Annotated in this window: 20 protein-coding genes and 1 tRNA gene; 10 read left to right on the forward strand and 11 right to left on the reverse strand. The window is 39.5% G+C overall.

Going from position 1 to position 22,351, the window contains the following annotated elements; translation table 11 throughout:
- Nucleotides 1-15 precede the first annotated feature (15 nt).
- From FTT74_RS07235 to FTT74_RS07255, 5 genes are all read left to right on the forward strand, one after another.
- The gene (locus FTT74_RS07235; RefSeq protein ID WP_179988798.1) at nt 16-3,459 is read left to right on the forward strand and encodes a DEAD/DEAH box helicase family protein; all 3,444 of its coding nucleotides are present in this window, start codon (nt 16-18) and stop codon (nt 3,457-3,459) included.
- Nucleotides 3,460-3,475: 16 nt separating this feature from the next.
- Nucleotides 3,476-4,528, forward strand: a complete 1,053-nt coding sequence (locus tag FTT74_RS07240) for a restriction endonuclease (RefSeq protein WP_151839328.1) — start codon at nt 3,476-3,478, stop codon at nt 4,526-4,528.
- A gap of 33 nt (nt 4,529-4,561) precedes the next feature.
- The gene (locus tag FTT74_RS07245) at nt 4,562-5,581 is read left to right on the forward strand and encodes a hypothetical protein (RefSeq protein ID WP_151839329.1); all 1,020 of its coding nucleotides are present in this window, start codon (nt 4,562-4,564) and stop codon (nt 5,579-5,581) included.
- A 164-nt stretch (nt 5,582-5,745) separates the two neighbouring features.
- Nucleotides 5,746-6,810: a YqaJ viral recombinase family protein gene (locus tag FTT74_RS07250; RefSeq protein ID WP_179988799.1), complete on the forward strand. Its 1,065-nt coding sequence runs from the start codon at nt 5,746-5,748 to the stop codon at nt 6,808-6,810.
- A gap of 174 nt (nt 6,811-6,984) precedes the next feature.
- Nucleotides 6,985-7,863: a hydrolase or metal-binding protein gene (locus tag FTT74_RS07255; RefSeq protein WP_179988800.1), complete on the forward strand. Its 879-nt coding sequence runs from the start codon at nt 6,985-6,987 to the stop codon at nt 7,861-7,863.
- Between the two features lie 47 nt (nt 7,864-7,910).
- Here the strand turns inward: FTT74_RS07255 and FTT74_RS07260 are convergent, their stop codons facing one another.
- Nucleotides 7,911-8,897: a hypothetical protein gene (locus FTT74_RS07260; RefSeq protein WP_179988801.1), complete on the reverse strand. Its 987-nt coding sequence runs from the start codon at nt 8,895-8,897 to the stop codon at nt 7,911-7,913.
- A 53-nt stretch (nt 8,898-8,950) separates the two neighbouring features.
- On the opposite strand from FTT74_RS07260, the gene FTT74_RS07265 reads away from it, so the two are divergent.
- Nucleotides 8,951-9,364, forward strand: coding sequence for a hypothetical protein (locus tag FTT74_RS07265; protein ID WP_104852154.1), 414 nt, complete (start codon nt 8,951-8,953; stop codon nt 9,362-9,364).
- 41 nt (nt 9,365-9,405) lie between these two features.
- Here the strand turns inward: FTT74_RS07265 and FTT74_RS07270 are convergent, their stop codons facing one another.
- The gene (locus tag FTT74_RS07270) at nt 9,406-10,743 is read right to left on the reverse strand and encodes a site-specific integrase (RefSeq protein ID WP_104852155.1); all 1,338 of its coding nucleotides are present in this window, start codon (nt 10,741-10,743) and stop codon (nt 9,406-9,408) included.
- A 232-nt stretch (nt 10,744-10,975) separates the two neighbouring features.
- Here FTT74_RS07270 and mutS point away from each other — a divergent pair, with 232 nt between their 5' ends.
- From mutS to FTT74_RS07290, 4 genes are all read left to right on the forward strand, one after another.
- Nucleotides 10,976-13,615 carry a DNA mismatch repair protein MutS gene (gene mutS / locus FTT74_RS07275; protein WP_179988802.1) on the forward strand — a complete coding sequence of 880 codons (2,640 nt, stop codon included), beginning with the start codon at nt 10,976-10,978 and terminating at the stop codon, nt 13,613-13,615.
- Between the two features lie 213 nt (nt 13,616-13,828).
- Nucleotides 13,829-14,152 (forward strand): ferredoxin FdxA, encoded by a 324-nt coding sequence (fdxA, locus tag FTT74_RS07280; RefSeq protein WP_004973093.1) that lies wholly within the window; start codon nt 13,829-13,831, stop codon nt 14,150-14,152.
- A gap of 142 nt (nt 14,153-14,294) precedes the next feature.
- On the forward strand, nt 14,295-15,014 hold the full coding sequence (locus FTT74_RS07285) for a D-Ala-D-Ala carboxypeptidase family metallohydrolase (protein WP_004973092.1): 720 nt from the start codon (nt 14,295-14,297) through the stop codon (nt 15,012-15,014).
- A gap of 151 nt (nt 15,015-15,165) precedes the next feature.
- The gene (locus tag FTT74_RS07290) at nt 15,166-15,831 is read left to right on the forward strand and encodes an O-methyltransferase (RefSeq protein WP_136144534.1); all 666 of its coding nucleotides are present in this window, start codon (nt 15,166-15,168) and stop codon (nt 15,829-15,831) included.
- Nucleotides 15,832-16,011: 180 nt separating this feature from the next.
- Here the strand turns inward: FTT74_RS07290 and FTT74_RS07295 are convergent, their stop codons facing one another.
- The 9 genes from FTT74_RS07295 to FTT74_RS07335 form a co-directional block, all read right to left on the reverse strand.
- Nucleotides 16,012-16,854, reverse strand: a complete 843-nt coding sequence (locus FTT74_RS07295; protein ID WP_154320670.1) for a universal stress protein — start codon at nt 16,852-16,854, stop codon at nt 16,012-16,014.
- Nucleotides 16,855-16,980: 126 nt separating this feature from the next.
- The gene (locus FTT74_RS07300) at nt 16,981-17,607 is read right to left on the reverse strand and encodes a DapH/DapD/GlmU-related protein (RefSeq protein WP_179988803.1); all 627 of its coding nucleotides are present in this window, start codon (nt 17,605-17,607) and stop codon (nt 16,981-16,983) included.
- Complete coding sequence (locus tag FTT74_RS07305) at nt 17,600-18,199, reverse strand: YigZ family protein (protein WP_096900925.1); 600 nt, start codon at nt 18,197-18,199, stop codon at nt 17,600-17,602. Before FTT74_RS07305 ends, FTT74_RS07300 begins: the two co-directional genes overlap by 8 nt.
- A gap of 222 nt (nt 18,200-18,421) precedes the next feature.
- Nucleotides 18,422-19,189 (reverse strand): LPS export ABC transporter ATP-binding protein, encoded by a 768-nt coding sequence (gene lptB / locus FTT74_RS07310; protein WP_004973074.1) that lies wholly within the window; start codon nt 19,187-19,189, stop codon nt 18,422-18,424.
- Nucleotides 19,189-19,755, reverse strand: coding sequence for a lipopolysaccharide transport periplasmic protein LptA (lptA, locus tag FTT74_RS07315; RefSeq protein ID WP_004973072.1), 567 nt, complete (start codon nt 19,753-19,755; stop codon nt 19,189-19,191). Before lptA ends, lptB begins: the two co-directional genes overlap by 1 nt.
- Entirely contained in the window at nt 19,745-20,287 is a 543-nt protein-coding gene (gene lptC / locus FTT74_RS07320) for an LPS export ABC transporter periplasmic protein LptC (RefSeq protein WP_004973071.1), read from the reverse strand. Before lptC ends, lptA begins: the two co-directional genes overlap by 11 nt.
- A 40-nt stretch (nt 20,288-20,327) precedes the next feature.
- A complete protein-coding gene (locus tag FTT74_RS07325) occupies nt 20,328-20,867 on the reverse strand; it encodes an HAD family hydrolase (RefSeq protein ID WP_004973069.1) in 540 nt (179 codons plus the stop codon).
- A gap of 3 nt (nt 20,868-20,870) precedes the next feature.
- Nucleotides 20,871-21,848, reverse strand: coding sequence for a KpsF/GutQ family sugar-phosphate isomerase (locus tag FTT74_RS07330; RefSeq protein ID WP_004973067.1), 978 nt, complete (start codon nt 21,846-21,848; stop codon nt 20,871-20,873).
- A gap of 403 nt (nt 21,849-22,251) precedes the next feature.
- Nucleotides 22,252-22,327 (reverse strand) — tRNA-Gly (locus FTT74_RS07335).
- Nucleotides 22,328-22,351 lie beyond the last annotated feature (24 nt).

Here is a 22,351-nt window from a genome sequence, read left to right on the forward strand (position 1 = left end):
TTTGAGGGTATATACATGAGTAACTTCTCGTTTTTAGAACCTGAATTTAAAAGCTTGGCAGCCACCGCAAAAGAAGCCGAAAAGCTCACGTATATATCCCCACAATTTGCCCTTGCTGCGGCTCGTTCATCACTCGAAAACCTTGTACTTTGGCTGTATCAATACGATAAAAAACTGACTCAGCCTTATGATGCTTCACTACATAACTTACTCAACGACCTCAAATTTAAAGACCTGATTCCACCCTATATTTGGGACAAAATGGACAACATCCGCATGGTCGGCAATAGTGCCGTACATGGGAAAAAGTTCAAGCAGCTCACTACTGAAGAAACGGTAAGACACATTCAGCATCTTTTCTTGATGTATGTCTGGTTTGAGCGTAACTACGGTTCACCGTCAAAAGACCGTTCTCAGTCGATTATATTTAACCCAAAACTCATACCAAATGCTGACAATACTCAGCAAATTACCGCCAACAAAGAACAACTGCAAAAAGAAGTAGAAACTAAAGAAAAAGAATTTGCAGAACAGCATAAAGCGCTACGTGAGCGAGAACAGAAACTCTTTGAACTCTCTGCAAGTCTCGAAGAGCGTGAAAAACTACTTGCCGATATTGATGCTGAACTTGCTCAAAAACGTGCAGATGTCGAACAAGCCAAAATTGCCAACAGCAAAATCGAAGACCATACCGACTATAAAGAAGACGAAACCCGAAAACTTAAAATTGACCTGATGCTTGAAGAAGCAGGTTGGGAAATTGGCACAACAGTTCGAGAAGAAGTGCCTGTTACAGGGATGCCGAGTCCATCAGGTAAAGGTGCGGTGGATTATGTACTTTATGATGCCAATGGCTTGCCTTTGGCTGTGGTTGAAGCAAAACGTACATCAACTGACCCTGATATTGGGCAACAACAAGCCAAGCTCTATGCAGACTGTTTAGAGCAACAAACAGGACAACGCCCTGTCATTTTCTATACCAATGGTTACAAAACCCGAATTTGGAATGATGTGCAAGGTGGCCCACCACGCTTAGTACATGGTTTTTATACGCAGGCAGAACTCAAACGTCTGATCGAAAGACGTAAGAACAACCCTGATTTAAGCAGCTTCCCGATCAATGCGGACATTGTCGAGCGTTATTACCAAACTCGTGCCATTAAAGCCATGCTTGCAGCCTACCAACGTAAAGAACGTGCAGGTTTACTGATTATGGCAACAGGCACAGGTAAAACACGTACTGCCATTGCACTGGTCGATGTGCTAATGAAAGCCAATGTAGTGCAAAAGGCATTATTCCTTGCAGACCGCACTTCATTGGTCAATCAGGCACACAATGCCTTTAAAGCCAATTTAAAAGATGCTTCATTCGTCAATTTACTTGAAGATAAAAATCAAGTTGGTCGAGTGTATTTCTCGACCTATCAAACCATGATGGGTTTGATTGATGAAATGAATGCCGATGGCACACGTAAATTCGGTACAGGCATGTTTGACCTGATTATTATTGATGAAGCGCATCGAAGCGTATACCAAAAATTTGGTGAGATTTTTAAATATTTTGATAGCCTACTTGTCGGTTTAACGGCTACACCACGAGATGAAGTAGATCGTGACACTTATGCACTATTTGGCTTAGAAAGCGGTGTCCCAACCGATTACTACGACCTCGATCAAGCCATTGCAGATGGTTATCTCGTACCACCGAAAGCATTTTCAGTGCCATTGAAATTTATGCGTGAAGGCGTGAAATATGACGAACTCTCTGAAGAAGAAAAACAACATTGGGATAGTCTAAATTGGGGTGATGAAGATGCACCTGAAGAAGTCTCAGCATCCAAGATTAATAAAGAGCTGTTTAATACAGGCACGATTGATTTAATGCTCAAGCACTTGATGGAAAATGGTATTAAGACCGAAGGCGGTGATCGTTTGGGTAAAACCATTATCTTTGCCGTCAATCAAAAACATGCCCAGTTTATTGCGGATCGCTTCAATGAAAACTATCCGCAATATGATGGCAAGTTTGCCCGTGTCATTACCCATGCCACTAAGTATCCACAAAGCTTAATTGATGACTTTAGCAAGAAAGATTTACCTGAGCCACAGATTGCGATTTCAGTGGATATGCTCGATACAGGGATTGATGTGCCTGAAGTGGTCAACTTAGTTTTCTTTAAAGCTGTGCGCTCTAAAGTGAAATTTATGCAGATGATTGGGCGTGGCACACGACTCTGCAAAGAACTGTTCAGCCCTGAAGATGATAAAAAAGAATTTTATATCTTTGACTACTGTTCTAACTTTGAATACTTCAATGAAAATCCAGATGGTGCGCCTGTATCTACGACAGAACCGCTCGGACAACGCTTGTTTAAAGCACGTTTAAATATCCTGAGTTTACTGAATGCGAAGGACGATGCCACAGAAGAGCTAAAAGCTGTACAGCAAGATATGCGTCAAAGTTTACAGACTGAAGTGAAGTCAATGAACAATGACAATTTCATTGTAAAGTCTGAGCTTGAGCATGTTGAACATTTCAAAAATGATGATGCTTGGAACAACTTAGATGATCTTGCCATCGGTACATTACGAGAACACATTTCGAAACTCCCGAATCAGCTTGAGCCTGAAACTTTAGAAGCCAAACTGTTTGATATGCTTTGCTACAACCTTGAGTTGGCAGTATTGGAAAAGAACAATACAGCAACTCAAAGCTATGCCAATAAAGTGATTGAAATCGCTTCTAAGTTGGAAACTAAAGAAAATATTCCTGTGGTAGCGGCACAGATTAACCTGATTCAAGAAATACAAACTGAAGCCTATTGGGAAGGCATCACTGTTCCAATGCTGGAGTCGATGCGTAAACGCATTCGGGGATTGGTGAAGCTGATTGAGAAATCTACCTCAACGATTGTGTACTCGATGCTTGATGATGAAATTGGTGAAGCAACAGAAGTGGATATTCCTGTGGTTTCCAGTGGTGTAAACATTGCTCAATACCGTAAACGAGTTGAAAGCTTCATCAAATCAAATGAAGATCACATCACCATTGCCAAATTGAAGCGTGGCTTAGCTCTTACCCCAACTGACCTGAACGAACTAGAACGATTTGTGTTTGACGCTCAGGAAGTGGAAAGTAAAGAGAAGTTTGAAGAATGCTTTGGTACTGAGAAACCGTTACCACTTTTCATTCGTTCTCTTGTTGGTCTGGATCGTCAGGCAGTACAACAGGCTTTCTCTAAGTATCTACAAGGTTCAACTTATAACGAAAAGCAAATTCGCTTTATAGAAATGGTGATTGAGCACTTGACCATACGGGGAACGTTAGAAGCATCGCAGCTTTATGAACCACCATTTAATCAGATCCATTATGAAGGGATTGATGGTGTATTCGGTGATGCAGATGCTGACAACATATTTGGGGTTGTTGAAGCGTTTAATGAAAGTGCTGTGGCGTAAATAGGAAAAATATTATATGGCTGTATGGTTGGTAAGAGCTGGTTCACAAGGTGAATATGAAGAAAGGTTTTTGAGTTCATCTAGAATTTATGTAACTTGGGATAACTTACATTTAGATTTAAAAAAAATTGTTAATCGAGGGGATTTAATTGCTGAACTAGCAAAAACAGACCTTGATGCTAAGCCTAGAAAGCTCTCAAATCATGCCAGTCAAATTTGGCCATTTATTCATACGATGAATATTGGTGATCGAATTATTCTACCCTCTAAACTACAGCCCGTTATTTATATAGGAATTATCACTTCTGAATATTCCTATGACCCTGATGCTATTGATCCATTTAAACATTCACGTTCAGTGAAATGGTTAGCTACTGGAATTCCAAGATCTCATTTTTCTCAGGATATTCTGTATAGCTTTGGGGCTTTCATGACTATTTGCCGTATACAGCGAAATAATGCTGAAGAACGTTTACTGGCAATGGAAAAAAACGCATGGCAACCAGAAAACATACATCAGGTAATAAAATTTGAAGGAGTTCAAAAAGACATTGCCGTTGAAGATGCTTCAGATGAATCTAGTTCAGTTGATTTGGAATTTATAGGGCAAGATCAAATTAGAAAAGTGATCGAATCGAAATTTAAAGGTCATAGATTAACGTTATTAGTCAAAGCAGTATTAGAAGCACAAGGATATACTTGTTGGCAAAGTCCAGAAGGTGCCGATGGTGGTGTAGATATTTTAGCTGGTGATGGCCCCATGGGATTTGGGCAACAGCAAATTTGTGTAGAAGTCAAATCAGGAGATGGACAGGTAGATCGTCCAACAGTAGATAAGTTAATTGGAGCGATGACAAAGTTTAATACTAAGCAAGGCTTATTTGTCGCTTGGGGTGGCTTTAAATCTAATGTACAAAAAGAATTAGCCTCTAGCTTCTTTAGAGTTAGGCTTTGGACACAGAATGATTTGTTAAACCAAGTTTTTCTAAATTATGAAAAGTTGAATGATGACATCAAGGCTGAATTACCATTAAAGCGTATTTGGATTATCTCAAATGCTGAAGGTTAAGCTACGTAGAGTTTAATTTAAAAAAGTAAGGTTATGAAACATATAGATAAAAACAAAGATATAGCAGATTATACGCTCATTCAAGAGAATATAGTCTTGAAGCTAGATACCAAAGCAAAAGAACTGTTGGGATATTTCTTTGATGCTTTAAATTATATATATTCCGAAGTTAAGAAAAGTAATAATATTCAAAATATTAATTTTTTCTTACTAAGTTTAAAACCTAAAATTGATTGCATTATAGGAACAAAAAATAAAGAAGTAGTTTATCAGTTACTCAATACTGCTATAGCACAATGGTTTAAAGAGGATATCGGTTCTGCTTACTTAAAAATTGATAAACCTAGTAAGGTTTTGAAGAATAATAAGATATCTTTACCGCTACCACATTGTTCAAATGTCGACTTTATTAGCCCTGATCTTTATAAAAAGCACTTAGATTCCTACTATGATCCGTATATCTATGTATTAAAAATTAAAAATATTTTTATAGCACAAATTAATTTTTATCGCGCCCCATTACGTAAAAAGAAGTTTTATGTATTAAAAAATAAAGAGACTATACAAGTTGCGGGTAATTATGAACGCATTAATTCCTCCAAACTGAAAAAGAAAGCATATGATGACTTAGCAAGTCATGAAGATAGCAAACAAACAAATTACAGTCATAATTTATCGAGGTATAAGAAAAATCCAAAAATTAATGACTTGCGTAAAAAAAAGTATAAAGAAAATTTATCTAAGATGGAGCAAGGTCCTGTTATTACCTCGGGAAATAAAGGTAGTGATGAATCAATTAATTATGAAGCATGGAAACAATATTTTGAACGCTTTAAGAGTACTAACAACATTGATGTTGAAATAGCTTCAGAAATTCTAGAGGCCTTTAAGGAAGTTGATTCAAAACGCAATGAGAGTAATCGAAAATATTTACAAGAATATTATGAGAATGGGAAGCTAGGAAAATTTGGGTTACCACAGGCAAAATGGAGACATGGTACATATGGGATCAGCTCAAAAGAGCCAGATTTTTTTAGTAAGATAAAAGATTAGACTGCTATCTAATATTGAAAATAATTTGAGTCTGATGAATTGATAAAATTTATTGATTTGGTGAACTGGTGAACTAATGAAGGAGAAACTACTGTCCAAGTAGAATAAGAATCAGTGTTCAATACTACGTACCACTAGGTGTCCATTCAGATAAGAATATGCACATGAATCAGATTGCACCGATAAATACCTCTCAACTCCCTCATTTTCCAATTCCGAATGAGATGAATGAATCAAATACCGCAGCTAAACGAACAGCGACAGCCAAACGTTTAGCCAATACTAAAAATATGGATTACCAAGAATGGCTAGAAGTGCGTAAGCAAGGTATTGGCAGTAGTGATGCCGCAACCGCATGTGGATTGAATCCTTACATGTCAATGCTGGAACTGTGGATGATTAAAACTGGTCGAACTCAGCAGAACGTTGATGATGACAGCTCAGGCGTTGCACCGTTGTATTGGGGTAAACAGTTAGAGCCACTGGTAGCGGAATACTACAGCTTGCATACCAATAATAAAGTGAGACGAGTGAATGCCGTGCTTCAGCATCCCGATCCGGATAAATCGTTTATGTTGGCAAATCTGGACTATGCGGTAGTGGGTAGCGATGACGTGCAGATTCTGGAATGTAAAACAGCTGGGGAACATGGTGCCAAGCTATGGCGAGATGGTGTGCCTTTATACGTGCTGTGTCAGGTGCAACACCAACTAGCGGTAACAGGCAAACAGGCTGCACATGTCTGTGTTCTGATCTGTGGGCATGAAACCAAAATCTTCAAAGTGACACGGTCTGAATCAGTGATTCAACACATCATTCAGGCAGAGCGTTATTTCTGGGAATGTGTGGAAACGAATACTCCACCATCAGTCGATGCCAGTGAATCCGCAGCCAAAGCGATTCAGCAACTCTATCCAGCGCATGTACCCTTGACTGTTGAAGATTTCTCGCAAAATGAAAATGCCAATTTGATGTTCGATCAGCTCATCAAAATGAAGGAAGAGATTCAGCATAAGCAGGAACGCTTTGACCAGTTGAAGCATCACATCCAAATGCTGATGAAAGATGCTGAGCGAGCTGTGTTTAGTCGTGGCTCTGTGGTGTGGAAGAAAGCCAAGGACTCCATCAGTCTGAATACCAAGGCATTGCTTCAGCATCAGCCTGAACTCATTGAGCTTTATCCACTTCAGAAGCAAGGCGGTCGTCGATTCAACATCTATACCGATTAGCCTGTTTCAGCCCATTTAAATAGCGATGCACAAAAACCGCTCCCCGCCCTCCATTCGCTAGGAATAGAGGGCAAACGGTCGCGGCTTTTGTATCGAGCTATATACATATTTCTTGAATCAGGTGATCTACATAAAGCTAGATGATCTGTACAAAATCAAATTGAGGAAAATAAAATGATTAAAGGTTTAGCGATTACACCACCAGCTCTAGGGCGTATCAGTATTGGTCGGGTAGTAGAAAAGAATGGCAAACGCCTACCGGAAAAAGATGATCAGTTCACCATTACTTCCCAGATCCAAAGCAAAGAGGGATGGGTCAAACATCCATTAGATGAACAGCTTCGAGCCAGTACGCCGAATCAAAAGCTACGCTCAATCCCTGTCAGAATGATCTTCAATGATCCTGACTTAAACCTACGTGCAGAATACAGCCTATTTGACCGTCAGACTGGGCGCCCAGTTTGTGTCGGTAATGGGGAAACCTGCCAACGTTTAACTAATCAAGGTGTAGAGCAACATCCCTGTCCATCACCAGATTTATGTCCGTTGGCTCAAGGAGGTAACTGCAAGCCTTATGGACGCTTGCATGTGAATTTAGATGACTCGGATGAGTTTGGCACCTTCATCTTTAGAACCACAGGATTTAACAGTATTCGGACTTTGGCTGCACGGCTGAGTTATTACCACGCAGCTTCAGGAGGTTTACTCTCTTGCTTGCCTTTGCAACTGACTTTAAGAGGCAAAAGCACCACACAAAGCTATCGTCAGCCGGTGTATTACGTGGATCTAACTTTAAGGGATGGGATTAGTCTCAATGATGCCATTACTCAAGCCAAGCAAATTGATGAGCAGAGCAAGCAGGCAGGATTTTATCAGGAGGCTGTAGATTATATCGCCAGACGAGGTTTTGCCAATGCTGTATTTGAGATTAATTCTGAAGAAGATGCTGATGTCATCGATGAGTTTTACCCTCTAGATGAAAACTCGGAATATCCAGAAAATAGTTACGCCATATCAAACACTCTCAGGCAAACTGTAGAAAAAGTGGCATAAAAAAAGACCCATCAAAGATGGGTCTTATTAGGCAATATCAGCTATTATTAATGATAATCAATCTTAAGTAAAACTGTTGTTGCCTCAAATTTTTGTTGCGTCATTTTCGCATTAAATTCCTGTTTCAAAATATTAAGTAAAGATACAGCGACTTGTACACTACCATTCGTATCATTAAAATAATGTAATTTCATGGTATGTGTCTTTTGCCGTTTACCATCTTTTCTACCATCCCACATAGTTTGCAATTCCATATCTTGATCTACCCACTCCTGTAAATCACTTGGAATATACGGCTCATGATCAGTTGGATCAAATTCTCTTACTGTTGATCGATATTGATTTGTAGTGGTATCAAAAGACACATCAAAGCCACTTAGTAGCCCGTATTGAGGTAAGGGAATATTTGATTTTAGTTTTTTATTTGAATGATTAAGGGAATTAGTCACTAAACGAATTTCTTTAGCACCAAAAGCTATTGCTAATTGGATATATACATTTTCTTTTGCTTTTGCTAATTCGATTTGGAAGTTTTCTGGTCTAATGTAAAGGTCTTTAATATGAGGATGCTTGATAAAAAAGCTATTTTCAGTCACCTTATCTTCTTTGGGAATTTTTAATTTTTTTGCATCTTCTAAAGATACATAAATTACTTCAGTAGGAAGTTTCATCCCTTTCAAAATAATACTTGCTTTATCTTCAACGCTATAAACAAGAGCTGGCTTTGTATTTTTCACTTTCTTATTATTGTTACGTTTCATCAACTCTGCTGAAATTTCTTCAGCATGTGTTAAAACGTCTTTAGTGCTTTCTTTATTTGTAGCTTTATGAATACTTGCTCCTATCAACCCTAGTGTCAGACTAGTACTTTCATCAAATTTCTGATTAAATCTAGAAAAGAATCCATCTATTTTCGGTTCAGACTCCTTTACCAATTTAGGATATTTTTTCTCAAATAACTCTTCCACCATTTCATTTGATGCGACAAAAATCACATCTGGGAACTTGTTAGATATCATTTTTTTAAAACTCATTTGTTATTTATCTTAGCATAACAAAATTTATCAATTTATTAGAGGGGTCAATCGTGTTAAAAGCTATTTTTTGGATTGCAGTATTCTTTTTCTTCATTAGCGTGCTTTTTTATGGTATTCGCTTTATCTTTATAACTTTAATGAACTTCGCCAATTCATCTAAACCAAATCAATCTACGAAATTAATAGGTAATAAAGGATCAACTCTCTCAAACTCGGAATCTCTCAAGCCTGATCATGAAATACAGTTTTTTGATCCTACCCTCAATAAAATCACAACCCTGTCCGGCCATCTTGAAAAATGCTATGAAGAACATCAACAGCTTTGGATTAAATTGATCACTTTAGGGCAAAACGCACCAAAAACTATTAAGGTAAATAATATTAGTATGGTCGAGAATTTACTCACTAAAGAAAGGTTTTCCAATGAAAACTCTATTGAACAATATTTCAAAAGATTTTTGTAACATATAAAGATAAGAGCCTCTTCCAGAGGCTCTCTTTTATCTTATAAAGCATCCAAATGATCGGCCCACTTCTGTAACCATTCCGCACATTCTTTTTCATACGCGTGCAAATTATAAGTACCTTGTATTCCTTTTTTTGAATGCCCTAATACAGCTTCTGCAATTTCTGCAGGACAACTTAACCTAGATAGACCAGTACGCACAGTCCGCCTTAAATCGTGCGGACTCCAATCCTCAATTTCGGACAACCACAATTGTTCAGGCTGTAATGCGTATGAAAGTTTTTCAGGATGTCGCATTTGCCATTTATACACTGTAAGAATTTTCTGGGTAATTGGCCTACCTTTAATACTTGATTCAAAAAGAAAGTCCGACTCACGAGATAATGCTTTTATATATTCAAGGCATTGTTTAGAAAGTTGGACATACCTATCCGTACCATTCTTGCTTCCTTTTAAATGCCACGTATTTTTTTCAAAATCAATGTCCGCCCATTTCAACTCACAAACTTCCCCAGTACGGCACCCAGTCCATAACGTAATTCTAAGAATATGCCTAACTTTTTCTGAGAAACCTGATGTTGGAAGCCATTCCAATACTTTTTTAATTTCTTTATCTGATAATACTCGGCTACCCTTTTTGTGTGTTAACTTCACCCTGCTTTGCTTTAAACTCGATTTAGCCAAAAGTGCCGGATTTGCAAAATCATCCTTAAATTTTTCCAATCCTATACTGTAGTCATAAGCCAACGTTAATTCTGCTAGTACACGCCCAGCTTGAACATTTGCCCCACGCTCAATAATTTTAGAAATCATATTTACGACATCTTTTCGCGTCACTTGATCAGCTGCTATATGTCCTAATACTCTAACCGCATCGCCGTATAGTGTTCTTCTAGCTTCATCTTGTCCTTTACGTTTTCTCGCTCCTGGAATCAACTTCTTACTGCCTGTTTTACTATCTAAAACATAACGGTCTTCAATTACATTAGTTAAATATAAATCAATCAATTCTTTGACTGTAAATTGGGCATTTGTTTCATCTCGTTTTTCTTGCTCAATCTTTTTTTGTTCCTTCTGATCTTTTAGCTCCTGACTTGGGCAAATACCTGCTCTGCGTTTGATCTTCATCTTTTGAAGCTCTAATCTAGCTTCAGCCAATGACATATCTGGGTAAATACCAATTTTTACTTTCTTTAACGAGTTATCAATAGGACTTCTGAAGCGATAAGAAAATGAAGTCAGACCTGTTTTCCCCTTATTAACTCTTAACCCTTCATTTTCACCAATATCTACTAAGAAAGTTTCAGGTTTCATTTTTTCAATAGCTCGAGCAGTTAACGCTACTTTTTTTGTATAAGTAGGATCTTTTACAGTCATATAGTTCTTCTAACCTTTTCGCACTCGGTAATTTTGCTAAAATCACCCTCAGATTTTTCAGCATGCATATGCTGATAGGATTTAAATAAGATACACCAATAAAAGGTATACTAAAAGGTATACTTATTCATTGGATTCCTTAGGACTTGCTTGTTACCCCTAAGCAGCAATAGGAATGTAAGCAGATGATTATCATTGAAGAACTTATTATTTTTAAAGGTATTTTTATTAGATGAACATAGAAAATTCAGGTATTGATCTATCATCACTTACACCTATGATGCAGCAATACTTACGGGTGAAGATGGAACATCCACATTCTTTAATGTTCTATCGCATGGGCGATTTCTACGAATTATTTTTTGATGATGCACACAAAGCCGCCAAACTCTTAGGCATTACCCTCACCCATCGAGGTAAAACCAGCGGCAAACCTATCCCAATGGCAGGCGTACCGTATCATGCTGCCGAAGGTTATCTCGCTCGCTTGGTTAAAAAAGGCGAAACCGTGGTAATTTGTGAGCAAATTGGCGAGGTAACAGGCAAAGGTCCTGTAGAGCGTGGAGTGGTACGGATTATCACCCCTGGTACGCTCACCGATGATGCCCTGCTCAACAGTCATCAATCTTCCAACTTGGTCTCTTTATGCTTACAGCAAAACCAAATTGGTATCGCGTTGCTGGATTTAAGTGCAGGGATTTTTAAAGTTCAGCAAATGGATTATTTGCCTGAACAACTCGCGATTGAACTTTCTCGTTTAATGCCAAGCGAAATTGTGGTCGATGAAGATATTGTCGATCCGAATATTATTGAACAGGTTAAAAAGCAACTTGACTGCCCTGTGACCAAACGCCCAAATGTCGATTTCAACCTAAACAATGCGCAAAAAACGCTTTGTGATCAGTTTGCTGTATCGACACTTTCAGGTTTTGGTATTGATCATTTGCCCTTAGCCAAAGCAGCAGCGGCAGCGTTAATACACTACGCCAAAGAAACCCAAAAAACGGCTTTACCACATATTCGCAGTATTCAATTAGAACAAAGCAGCAATTTTATTGCGCTTGATCCTGTGACCCGACGTAATTTGGAATTGGTTGAACCATTATTTGAACACGGCACTTCTTTATTCCAACTGATTAACGATTGCCAAACTGCCATGGGTAGCCGTTTACTGAGTCGTACCTTGATGCAACCTTTGCGTGACACGGCATTGTTAGATGCAAGACTGGATGCAATTCAAGCCTTAATACAAGGTTACCATGAGTCGCCTGTGCGTTTGGTACTGAAAGAAATTAGTGATATTGAACGTGTGCTGAGTCGTGTCGCACTCGGTAGCGCACGCCCACGTGATTTGGTACAACTACGTCAGGCCTGTGCGCAAATTCCCTATTTGCGTCATGCCTTACAGCCCATTGTTTCTGCACAACAATCCGCACTCATTCAAAACCTGAATGAAGAACTGGGCGATTTTCATGGACTGCATCAACGGCTGATGCAGGCAATTGTAGAAAACCCACCTGTACTATTGCGTGATGGCAATGTCATTGCAGAGGGTTTTGACAGTGAACTCGATGAACTACGCAAAATCCGTGATCATGCGGGGCAATTCCTGATTGATTTAGAAGTCAAAGAGCGCCAAGAAAGCGGTATCCCAACGTTAAAAATTGGCTACAACCGTGTCAGTGGTTACTACATTGAACTCACTCGCGCCCAAGCCGAGCAAGCACCTGAACACTATATCCGTCGTCAAACTTTAAAAAATGCAGAACGCTACATCACCCCAGAGCTAAAAAGTTTTGAAGATAAAGTCCTGTCTAGCGAGTCCCGTGCTTTAGCCCGTGAAAAGATGCTATTTGAAATGCTATTGGATGAATTACGCCAAGACATTGCTCAATTACAAATGATGAGCAGCGCGATTGCACAAATTGATCTATTGGCAAACTTTGCCCATCAAGCACGTTTACGCAATTGGGCACGCCCTGAATATAGCCCTGAAATTGGAATTAAAATTACTGCAGGACGTCATCCTGTTGTTGAGGCCTTGAGTAAAACCGCCTTTACACCGAATGATACTTTACTCGACTACAATCATCGTTTGGCAATTATTACTGGCCCGAATATGGGCGGTAAATCAACGTATATGCGTCAAACCGCACTCATTGCCCTACTTGGCTATTGTGGTAGTTATGTGCCTGCCCAAACAGCCGTATTAGGTCCTATTGATCGCGTGTTTACCCGTATTGGTTCTGCCGATGATTTATCGACAGGTAAATCGACCTTTATGGTCGAAATGACTGAGACTTCACAAATTTTACACCATGCAACCTCACAGTCTTTGGTGCTGATGGATGAAGTTGGTCGCGGAACCAGTACCTACGATGGCTTATCTTTGGCATGGGCATGTGTGTTGGATTTAAGCAAACGCATCAAATGTTTATGCCTATTTGCAACGCATTATTTTGAATTGACCGAATTAAGCAAAGAATCTGGGGTGGATAACTACCACGTAACCGCCAAAGAAATGAATGGCAACCTGATTCTCTTGCACAAAGTTCAACAAGGTCCTGCAAGCCAAAGTCACGGTTTGCAAGTGGCAAAATTGGCAGGCATTCCAGCCAATGTGATTAAAGAAGCGCAAAACCGTTTAAGAATTTTAGAAAAACAGCAGCACAAAAATGTCAATTTAGCCGTTCAAGATGACCTATTTGCACCAGCAACAAGCTCAGCTGAACCAGAAGTGATTGAACGTGTAATAGAGGTAGAAAAACCATCACCTGCTTTAGATTTATTACGCAGTATAGATGTCGATAATTTAACGCCACGACAAGCGCTGGAACAATTGTATGCTTTAAAGGAACAATTGAACGCTTAGCCGCTGTTATTTCTAAAAAATTTGAGCTAAACAAAGACTCTCAATTGAGAGTCTTTGTCATTTATAAGTTTTTTTGATGGTTTTATCCCCCTTTTATCAAATTTAGCAGCACTGTCTATATCAAATATCAGTAAAAGCGATTGTTAGTTGTAGTGATTTTTGCCTAAAATAGACTATTCTGAATTAGAACCATATTTTTAGGTAGCTGTCGCCATGACATTTGTTGTCACTGAAAACTGTATTAAATGTAAATATCAAGACTGCGTTGAAGTTTGTCCTGTAGACTGCTTCTACGAGGGTCCGAACTTCCTTGTCATTAATCCAGACGAATGTATCGACTGTGCATTATGTGAACCAGAGTGTCCTGCCAACGCTATTTTCTCTGAAGATGAATTACCAGAAGGTCAGGAAGTGTTTATCGAGCTAAATGCTGAACTTTCACAGACTTGGCCAAACATTACACAAATTGGCGATCAACCTGCTGATCGTGAAGAATGGAATGGCAAACCAGACAAATTACAATACTTAGAAAAGTAAGTTCGTCTTGTTGTGAAAAAGATCAGTCCTGTGCTGATCTTTTTTTATACCTAAAACACACATTTGATTGCAATATTTTCAAATTTTAACCAGCATTTTCGATTAGAATACTGCCACTTTAAATAAATATCTGATTTGCCTAATGAAGAAATTTTTCAAGGCGCTGTTTTCGTTCAGCATTGTTCCCGTTATCTTGGTTGCCTGTAGTTCAACCCCAAACAGAACAACAACGATCACCACGCCCGATGGAAAACGAATTTTCATTCCTCAAGAAAAAATCACCTATGAGCGTCAGGTAGCACCTAAAATTGTGCCTTATTCGTATAATGCATGGGTGGCAGTGAGTGACAATTTACGCCAAGTTCGTGAATATGAACGCTTCTTGGAACACAACGGTGTTGGCAATATTATTCCAAGTTTTGAATTAATGCGTACCGCACGTGACTGGCAACGCTGTGGACGTTCGCAATTTATGATTCCAAGTCGTGAATTGTGGCAAAATCAGGTGCCTACCTTGCGTGTATTTAAATATTTGGTCGCCTCTAAAGTCTTAACTGATTTTGAAGTCACTTCTGTCTATCGAGATTTACCACTGAATCAATGTGCAGGTGGTGCGAACTCATCGCGTCACTTATTTAACTCAGCCATTGATTTTAGAATTGGGCCACAATTCCCGAATGCCGAAGACTATGCCTATATTGAAAGTACCAAATACAGACTGTGTCAGTTCTGGCAGCAATATGGTCAAAGTTTAAACATGGGCTTAGGCTTATACGCTTCAGGACAAATTCATATTGATACACAAGGTTATCGAACTTGGGGGCCAGATTTAAGCCGCCATTCATCTATGTGTAATTTCTAATTCAGTGTTGTTTAGAATTAAATCCTAAAGAGGTCAAATTGACCTCTTTTTTTATTGCGAAATAGATTATCACCTGCTCCATTCCGCGAATAAATTGCACTCTGAGCAGAAAAGTTTACAATGCACACATCGCAACAAAGGTGAGCACGCTATGCAACAAATGTGGACGGATATCGATCACTATATCGAATCACATTTAATTCCCGAAGACCCAGTTTTGACGCAAACTTTAGAAAATACCGATGCCAAAGGTTTTCCAGATCACCTTGCAGTTGCGGCAAATCAGGGCATGTTGCTACAAATGCTCATTCAAATGAATCAATGCAAACGTGTGTTGGAATTGGGCACATTCGCAGCTTATAGCACAATGTGGCTAGCACGTGCGCTGCCTGAAGATGGTTATATACTCACGATTGAAGGACGTGATACCCATGCAGCTTTGGGACAGGAAAATATTGACCGCGCTCAATTAAAACAAAAGGTTGAATTAAAAGTTGGTCGTGCTGCAGAAATTCTAAAAGCTCTGCCAGAAGATACTGAAGCTTTTGATTTTATTTTTATTGATGCCGACAAACAAAGCTATCCTGAATATTTGGAACTGAGTCTTAAACTTTCACGCTCAGGTACAATTATCTTTTTAGACAATGTAATTCGTGCAGGGGAAATTTTAAATCCTGACAATCACAAACCAAGCATTGAAGGGATTCGTGACATGTTCAAAGCCATGCAAAATCATTCGCGAATTTTATCGTGCACAGCATTACAAACTGTAGGCAGCAAAGGACATGATGGCTTTGCTTTAGCGATTGTAAAGTAAAGTCCACACAAGGTTAAAAAACAACCTAAAGCAATTTTACATTATATATTATAATGTTACATATACTGTCCATACAGTTATCCACAAATTATGCGGATAACCATGGACAGTCAGCAAGCATTTACATCAGTTCAACTAAACAATCTTTTGAAATGATCTTTTTTGAATCATTTACGATTTTTACTTTGCCACCAACAAAGGAACAGTTGAGTTACGGAAAATATTGGTGGTAATGCTTCCCAAGAAAAATTGATGAATTTTACTGTGGCTAAATGCCCCTAGTACAATCAACTGGATACCATGTTCACGTTGATAATCTAAAATATTTTCAGCTACATCACCATAACGATATTCAACCACCACATCTAAACCCGCTGCTGTTAAAAAATCTGCAGGTTCATTTAAAACTTCAGGATGATCGCCCACATAAAGCAAATGACATTGCAGTAATTTAAGCAAATCACTTTGTGCAATTCGCTTCATCATTTTGATGCAAGTTGGGGAATATTCATAAGCAAAAATAAAGCGGGTTGGTGCTTTAAAATGCTCTCCCACAGTCATCACGGTACAATTTGCACCACGAATAAAGTTTTCGACATTACTCCCTAAAGCCTTATTGCGTTCAGCAGATTTTTCGCCCACGCGTCCAATCACCACAATATCGTCTTCATTCAACACACTGAAGCTTTGTTCTAGAAAATCGCCTTTTTCTTGAATTTGAGTAGGTACAATTTCATATTTTTCCTGAATCATATTGGAAATGTGCTGCAATAAATTGTTGCTATAGTCGAGTGCTAATTCACTTTGTTTTTGTTCCAACTCAGCTAATTCTTTGAGTAACATCGCATTACTTTCAAAACCAATCACGCCACTAATTTCCCCCAAATGATAACTGGCGGGGTAATAATCCAAAACTTGTAATAACACCAATTCACGTTGAGTTTGTGTTGCAATCCACGCAGCAGCTTCAGCAAGCGCATTAATACAAGGCGAAGAATCAATACAAGCAATTACACGTTTCATTATTGCCTCTCTTACTGCCTTTTGCAGGCTATTTTTTAGTTGTTATTTTTAACTTAACACAACTCGTGTTGCAGGGACATGAAAAAATGTAATGAAGTTTAAAGATTTAGCCTTGCTGCATCGTATTTACTCACGATAACGAATCAATTTGGCAGGGTTTCCTACCACAATTTCCCGCTCCTGAACATCTTTGGTGACCATGCTATTCATACCAACGACTGCATGTGCCGCAATCTTCACCCCATCTTTAACACCAACATGCGCACCTAACCAAACATCCTTACCAACTTCAATGCCCTGTGAACGCACCGCTTGCTGATAAATGGGCTGATCCAAAGCCATGCCATGATCAAATGCATATAAATGACAATATGCTGCGATACGCACCTGATCATGAAGCTTAATTCCAACTCTGCCACCATCTAAAATACAGTGGTGATTAATCGCGACTTCATTGCCAATTTCTAAAGGGCCATGCAAAGTACAATCGGCTGCAATAAAGGTATTATCGCCAATACTGATTTTACGTCCTGGTTCTGCAAAAATATGTGCCAATGGTGAAATAAAACAGTTTTTGCCAATCTCTACCGTTTCCATTGCCATTAAATAAGCTTGATATTCCTGCTGCCAAGCTTCTGCCCAAGCACAATGTTTAGGTTTTAATGACCAATATAACCACGGCATGTAGTTTAAACGGTGTTTATGCTGCTCACGGTACTTCGATAATGGATCAGGTGAATTTGCTTCAGTCATCTTGATCATCCTCAAGGATTTTGAGTTGTTCACGCCCACGGCTAATATCTTGTAATTTTAGTTTTAAAGGGTCTATTTGATCGACTTGCATGAATGCCTTTACCAACACGCCTTCGGCGGTGTAGTCTTCGCTGTACTCAATCTGCTGACTATTTAGCTCGTATTGTAAAATTGCCCACTCATTAAAATGACAGGAAAATTGCACGGTCTTTTTTTCAATCAGTTCTATTTTTTCTGCTAGAGCCAAACATTGCCCTGCACATCCCCCATAGGCACGTACCAAGCCGCCTGTGCCCAATTTAATGCCGCCGTACCAACGATTCACCAACACCAAAACATTAGTCAACTCATTGCCTTCAATCGTGGCTAAAATAGGACGTCCTGCCGTACCTGAAGGTTCGCCATCATCATTAAAACGTAATTGATGCCCGATTTTCCATGCCCAACATTGATGTGTGGTAGATGAATCACGCTGCTGTTCCAAAAAAGTTTTTACCGCTTGCTCGTTATCTACAGGCACAGCAATTGCCTGAAATCGACTTTTTTTAATTTCTTCTTCAAAAGTGATGGGCGCAGCAATGGTAAATGGCATAACACTCCAGATCAATCAACCAGTTAAATAAAAACTTGATAATTATAACGTGTTTAGCGCTCTAACGTATTTAGAGTTATAGCTTATTTGGACTGATAACCACCATGAAAAAACCTTCTATCCTCAAAGGTATAGAAGGTTAAATAATGTTTACACGACTTTCTGTTCTACAACTTATGCAGTAAGCATACGAAAACCAATAACGGTTAGAACATTCAAGCTTTAAACAAAAAAGTCTTCACCCAAATAAACTTCACGCACAATTTCATTTTCCAGAATTTCTTGCGGTGTACCCTCTGCAATGACTGAACCTTCGCTAACAATATAAGCACGTTCACAAATGGCTAAAGTATCACGGACGTTATGGTCGGTAATTAATACGCCAATGTCACGATCTTTTAAGGTACGAATGATATCTTTAATATCACCGACAGAAATAGGATCGACCCCTGCAAAAGGCTCATCTAACAACATAAATTTAGGGTCTGCTGCCAAAGCACGGGCAATTTCTGCACGACGGCGTTCGCCACCCGACACACTCATCCCTAATGAATCTTTAATATGCGTGATTTTAAAATCTGCCAGCAATTCTGATAAACGCTGCTGACGTTGCTGTTTATTTAAATCTTTGCGGGTTTCTAAAATAGCCATAATATTTTCAGCGATGGTCAGCTTTCTGAAAATAGAGGCTTCTTGCGGTAAATAACCAATCCCCTTACGCGCACGTTCATGCATGGCAAGGTCAGATAAATCCAGTTGATCTAAATGGATTTCGCCTTTATCCATACGCACCAAACCCACAACCATGTAGAAACTGGTGGTTTTACCCGCACCGTTCGGCCCAAGTAACCCGACAATTTCACCACTTTTCATTTCAAATGAAACGTCTTTAACCACCCAGCGCTTATTATAGTTTTTGGCTAAATGCTTAATACACAAAGTCTGCTGACCGTGCTGGACGCTGTCCTGTGCTGCGCTCGTTTGATCCATTAATCACGCGCTCCCGGGAATGATTTTGAACTTGATGGTGGAATCACAATTTTTACACGACCCGCTTCAGAACCAGTTTTGTTCGGTGTACCAATCGCTTCAACATCGCCTTTGTTCATACTATAACGCAAGGTATTACCACGAATACTGGCTCCATCTTGCTCTAAAAGTGCGCCACCCGTTAAGGTGATAATGCCTGTTTCAGCATTGTAAACAATCTTTTGCGCCTGACCTTTGGCAAGCCCTTTGGCTGGATCAGTCTTTTGCTGGAATTGCGCAGGTCTGCCCGTTGCCGTAATGACACTAATTTCTTTTTTGCTGTTCAGATTAGCAACAATCGAATCTGCCTGCAGTTTCATGGTGCCCTGTTCAATCACCACATTGCCTGTATAAGTGGTGACGCCAGTACGTTCACTAAAGGTCGCACGGTCTGCCAATAAAGTAATAGGCTGACTGCGGTCTGACGGAATTGCCCATGCACCTGCCGATGAAAGCACCGCCAAGCCCACAAGTGCTGCTTGTTTTATCAACGCTTTAGGAGCTGTAAGCTTAGATTTATGGTTCATACTTTCCTCGAATATTAAAAAATTCGTATTGCCCGTCATTTAAATTGGCTTTTAAGCCCTGACTGATAAAATCAGCCTGTGGAGATTGTACAGTCACTTGTTTTTCGGTACTGATTTCACGTGTTTTAGGAAACACATTCAACTCGACTGTTTCAAGCGTCAGTTTGCCTTGAGCGAGTAACTTGGTTGCTAGCACTTGATCTGACAACACAACCTTTTCATTGTCATTAAAACCTTGTGCCTGTTTAGCAAAAAAAGTGGCATCCACCGCGCCCGCTTTATACATAGAGGCATTCAAATTTTCCAGCTTAGAGGTTTTTTGCTGCATGTCTTGCTCTAAACGGTCAATTTGCGCACGCACATATAAATTGCCCTGCTCATCTGTTTGGGTCAGATGAATTTGCTCTGCACTATAAGTCATAGAGCGAGCAGCGTCAGTTTCCAGTTTTTTGCCTTTACCGCTGTAATAGTAATAACCACCACTTACAGCTGCAATTGCAATCGCAGTAACGTATAAAACTTTAGTATCCATAAGTGGGGCTGTAACTCAAACCTTTGAATGTATGACTTAATTAATGAGGGATGCTGAGATATTTTTCAAGTAAGCTTTGGTACACACCTTTGGCGGTTAAAATCATATCGCAGATTTCACGTACCGCACCGCGCCCACCCATGGCCTGTGTGACTAAATCGGCACGACGACGCACTTCAATATGTCCATTTGGCACTGTGACTTTCATCCCTGCAATCGAAAACGCTGAAAGATCAGGCCAGTCATCGCCCATATAGAGACAATCTGCAGGTGATAAACCTAACTTGGCACAGGCTTCCTGCAATGCAGTGCCTTTATCTTCACGTCCTTGGTAGACCAAATCTACACCTAAATCGGACATGCGTTTTTCGACAATATTACTTTTACGACCCGTGATGATAATGACTTTAACACCTGCTTGTTGCACCAGTTTCATACCTAAACCATCACGAATATCGAATGATTTAATTTCATCACCGCTGTTGGTTAAGGTGACAAAACCATCACTTAGAATTCCATCGACATCTAAAACCAAAGCTTCAATATGACGCGCTTGCTCTAATAAAATATAAGATGCCATTGTTTAGTTTACCCCTGCTTGAATCAAGTCATGCATACTGATCACACCAATGACTTTATTGGCATCATCCACCACCACAAACTGATTGATTTTACGGTCACGTAATTGTTCTAAAGCTTCAACTGCACGTGCTTCTTGTGAAATCGTTGCAGGATGTTGAGTCATCACTTGCCCAACTTGTAAATTCACATCAAAGCCCTGTTGTTTATCAATTAAACGTCGTAAATCACCATCGGTGAAAATGCCTAACAAGACGTCATTTTCATCGACAATTGTGGTTAAACCTAGACGTTTGTTTGAAATTTCGTATAACACTTTGTTCATTGGTGTATCTGGTGCAACTTTAGGTAATTCTGTACCGGTATGCATCAAATGTTTCACATGCAATAACAGGCGCTTACCCAAAGCGCCTGCAGGATGTGAACGAGCAAAATCATCGGCAGTAAAACCACGTGCATCAAGTAACGCTACAGCCAATGCATCACCTAATGCCAAGGTTGCAGTCGTACTTGAGGTTGGTGCTAAACCAAGTGGACAAGCTTCCTGAATATTGCCTAATGTTAAAGCGACATCAGCATTTTGTGGCATCGGCCCGCGATCATCACCGCTAATTGTGATTAGAGGAACTTCCAGATGTTTGATGAGTGGCATCAACATCATAATTTCATCACTTTTGCCGGAGTTGGAAATGGCAATTAAAACATCACCCCGTACCAACATTCCCAAATCACCATGCCCTGCTTCACCCGGGTGCATAAAGAAAGACGGCGTGCCTGTAGAGGCAAACGTCGCAGCCATTTTACGACCAATATGACCTGATTTTCCCATACCTGTGACCACAACACGCCCTTTGCAATGCAACATGATTTCGCAGGCACGGCTAAAACGCTGATCAATTTGCGTCGCCAAGACTTGTAATGCTTGTTCTTCTATTCTTAAAGTGTCTAAGGCTACAGATTGGAAATCAATGGTATTTGACATGTTTGGCATTCAACGTTCAACTTAAATTGAGTATTTTCTACACCTCAATAAAAGTGATTTATTGAAGCACATTTAATTTTCGCAATTTTAGCATATCTATGCAATTCTACACTTTGATTCTGCGTGTGTTTTTTGTTTTAACGCATTTTTGTATGCTGTTTTAATTAACTCGCTTTTTGACTCGAGTTTCAAATGAAAAACAATCATATTTGAGCTTAGGCTATTTATTTTATTGATTCAAAGTTGCAGATAAAGCTAAAGATAGAACTAGCTCAGAAGCATATTTCAACGAAAATGCTCTAAAAATTATGGATCAAACCCATCTATAAAGCTGACTGCAAGCAAGCTGTAACAAACAGCCATAAAAAAACGCTTATCTTTCGATAAGCGTTTTTTTAAATTTTGGAGCGGGAAACGAGACTCGAACTCGCGACCCCAACCTTGGCAAGGTTGTGCTCTACCAACTGAGCTATTCCCGCAATATGGAAGTGAATTATAGAGAA

It is taken from the genome of Acinetobacter sp. YH01007, assembly GCF_013420425.1.
GTDB lineage: Bacteria > Pseudomonadota > Gammaproteobacteria > Pseudomonadales > Moraxellaceae > Acinetobacter > Acinetobacter towneri.

Coding starts and splice junctions, on each gene's coding strand:
- FTT74_RS07235 (WP_179988798.1), top strand. CDS start 16: ATGAGTAACTTCTCGTTTTTAGAACCTGAATTTAAAAGCTTGGCAGCC.
- FTT74_RS07240 (WP_151839328.1), top strand. CDS start 3,476: ATGGCTGTATGGTTGGTAAGAGCTGGTTCACAAGGTGAATATGAAGAA.
- FTT74_RS07245 (WP_151839329.1), top strand. CDS start 4,562: ATGAAACATATAGATAAAAACAAAGATATAGCAGATTATACGCTCATT.
- FTT74_RS07250 (WP_179988799.1), top strand. CDS start 5,746: ATGAATCAGATTGCACCGATAAATACCTCTCAACTCCCTCATTTTCCA.
- FTT74_RS07255 (WP_179988800.1), top strand. CDS start 6,985: ATGATTAAAGGTTTAGCGATTACACCACCAGCTCTAGGGCGTATCAGT.
- FTT74_RS07260 (WP_179988801.1), bottom strand. CDS start 8,897: ATGAGTTTTAAAAAAATGATATCTAACAAGTTCCCAGATGTGATTTTT.
- FTT74_RS07270 (WP_104852155.1), bottom strand. CDS start 10,743: ATGACTGTAAAAGATCCTACTTATACAAAAAAAGTAGCGTTAACTGCT.
- mutS (WP_179988802.1), top strand. CDS start 10,976: ATGAACATAGAAAATTCAGGTATTGATCTATCATCACTTACACCTATG.
- fdxA (WP_004973093.1), top strand. CDS start 13,829: ATGACATTTGTTGTCACTGAAAACTGTATTAAATGTAAATATCAAGAC.
- FTT74_RS07285 (WP_004973092.1), top strand. CDS start 14,295: ATGAAGAAATTTTTCAAGGCGCTGTTTTCGTTCAGCATTGTTCCCGTT.
- FTT74_RS07290 (WP_136144534.1), top strand. CDS start 15,166: ATGCAACAAATGTGGACGGATATCGATCACTATATCGAATCACATTTA.
- FTT74_RS07295 (WP_154320670.1), bottom strand. CDS start 16,854: ATGAAACGTGTAATTGCTTGTATTGATTCTTCGCCTTGTATTAATGCG.
- FTT74_RS07300 (WP_179988803.1), bottom strand. CDS start 17,607: ATGACTGAAGCAAATTCACCTGATCCATTATCGAAGTACCGTGAGCAG.
- FTT74_RS07305 (WP_096900925.1), bottom strand. CDS start 18,199: ATGCCATTTACCATTGCTGCGCCCATCACTTTTGAAGAAGAAATTAAA.
- lptB (WP_004973074.1), bottom strand. CDS start 19,189: ATGGATCAAACGAGCGCAGCACAGGACAGCGTCCAGCACGGTCAGCAG.
- lptA (WP_004973072.1), bottom strand. CDS start 19,755: ATGAACCATAAATCTAAGCTTACAGCTCCTAAAGCGTTGATAAAACAA.
- lptC (WP_004973071.1), bottom strand. CDS start 20,287: ATGGATACTAAAGTTTTATACGTTACTGCGATTGCAATTGCAGCTGTA.
- FTT74_RS07325 (WP_004973069.1), bottom strand. CDS start 20,867: ATGGCATCTTATATTTTATTAGAGCAAGCGCGTCATATTGAAGCTTTG.
- FTT74_RS07330 (WP_004973067.1), bottom strand. CDS start 21,848: ATGTCAAATACCATTGATTTCCAATCTGTAGCCTTAGACACTTTAAGA.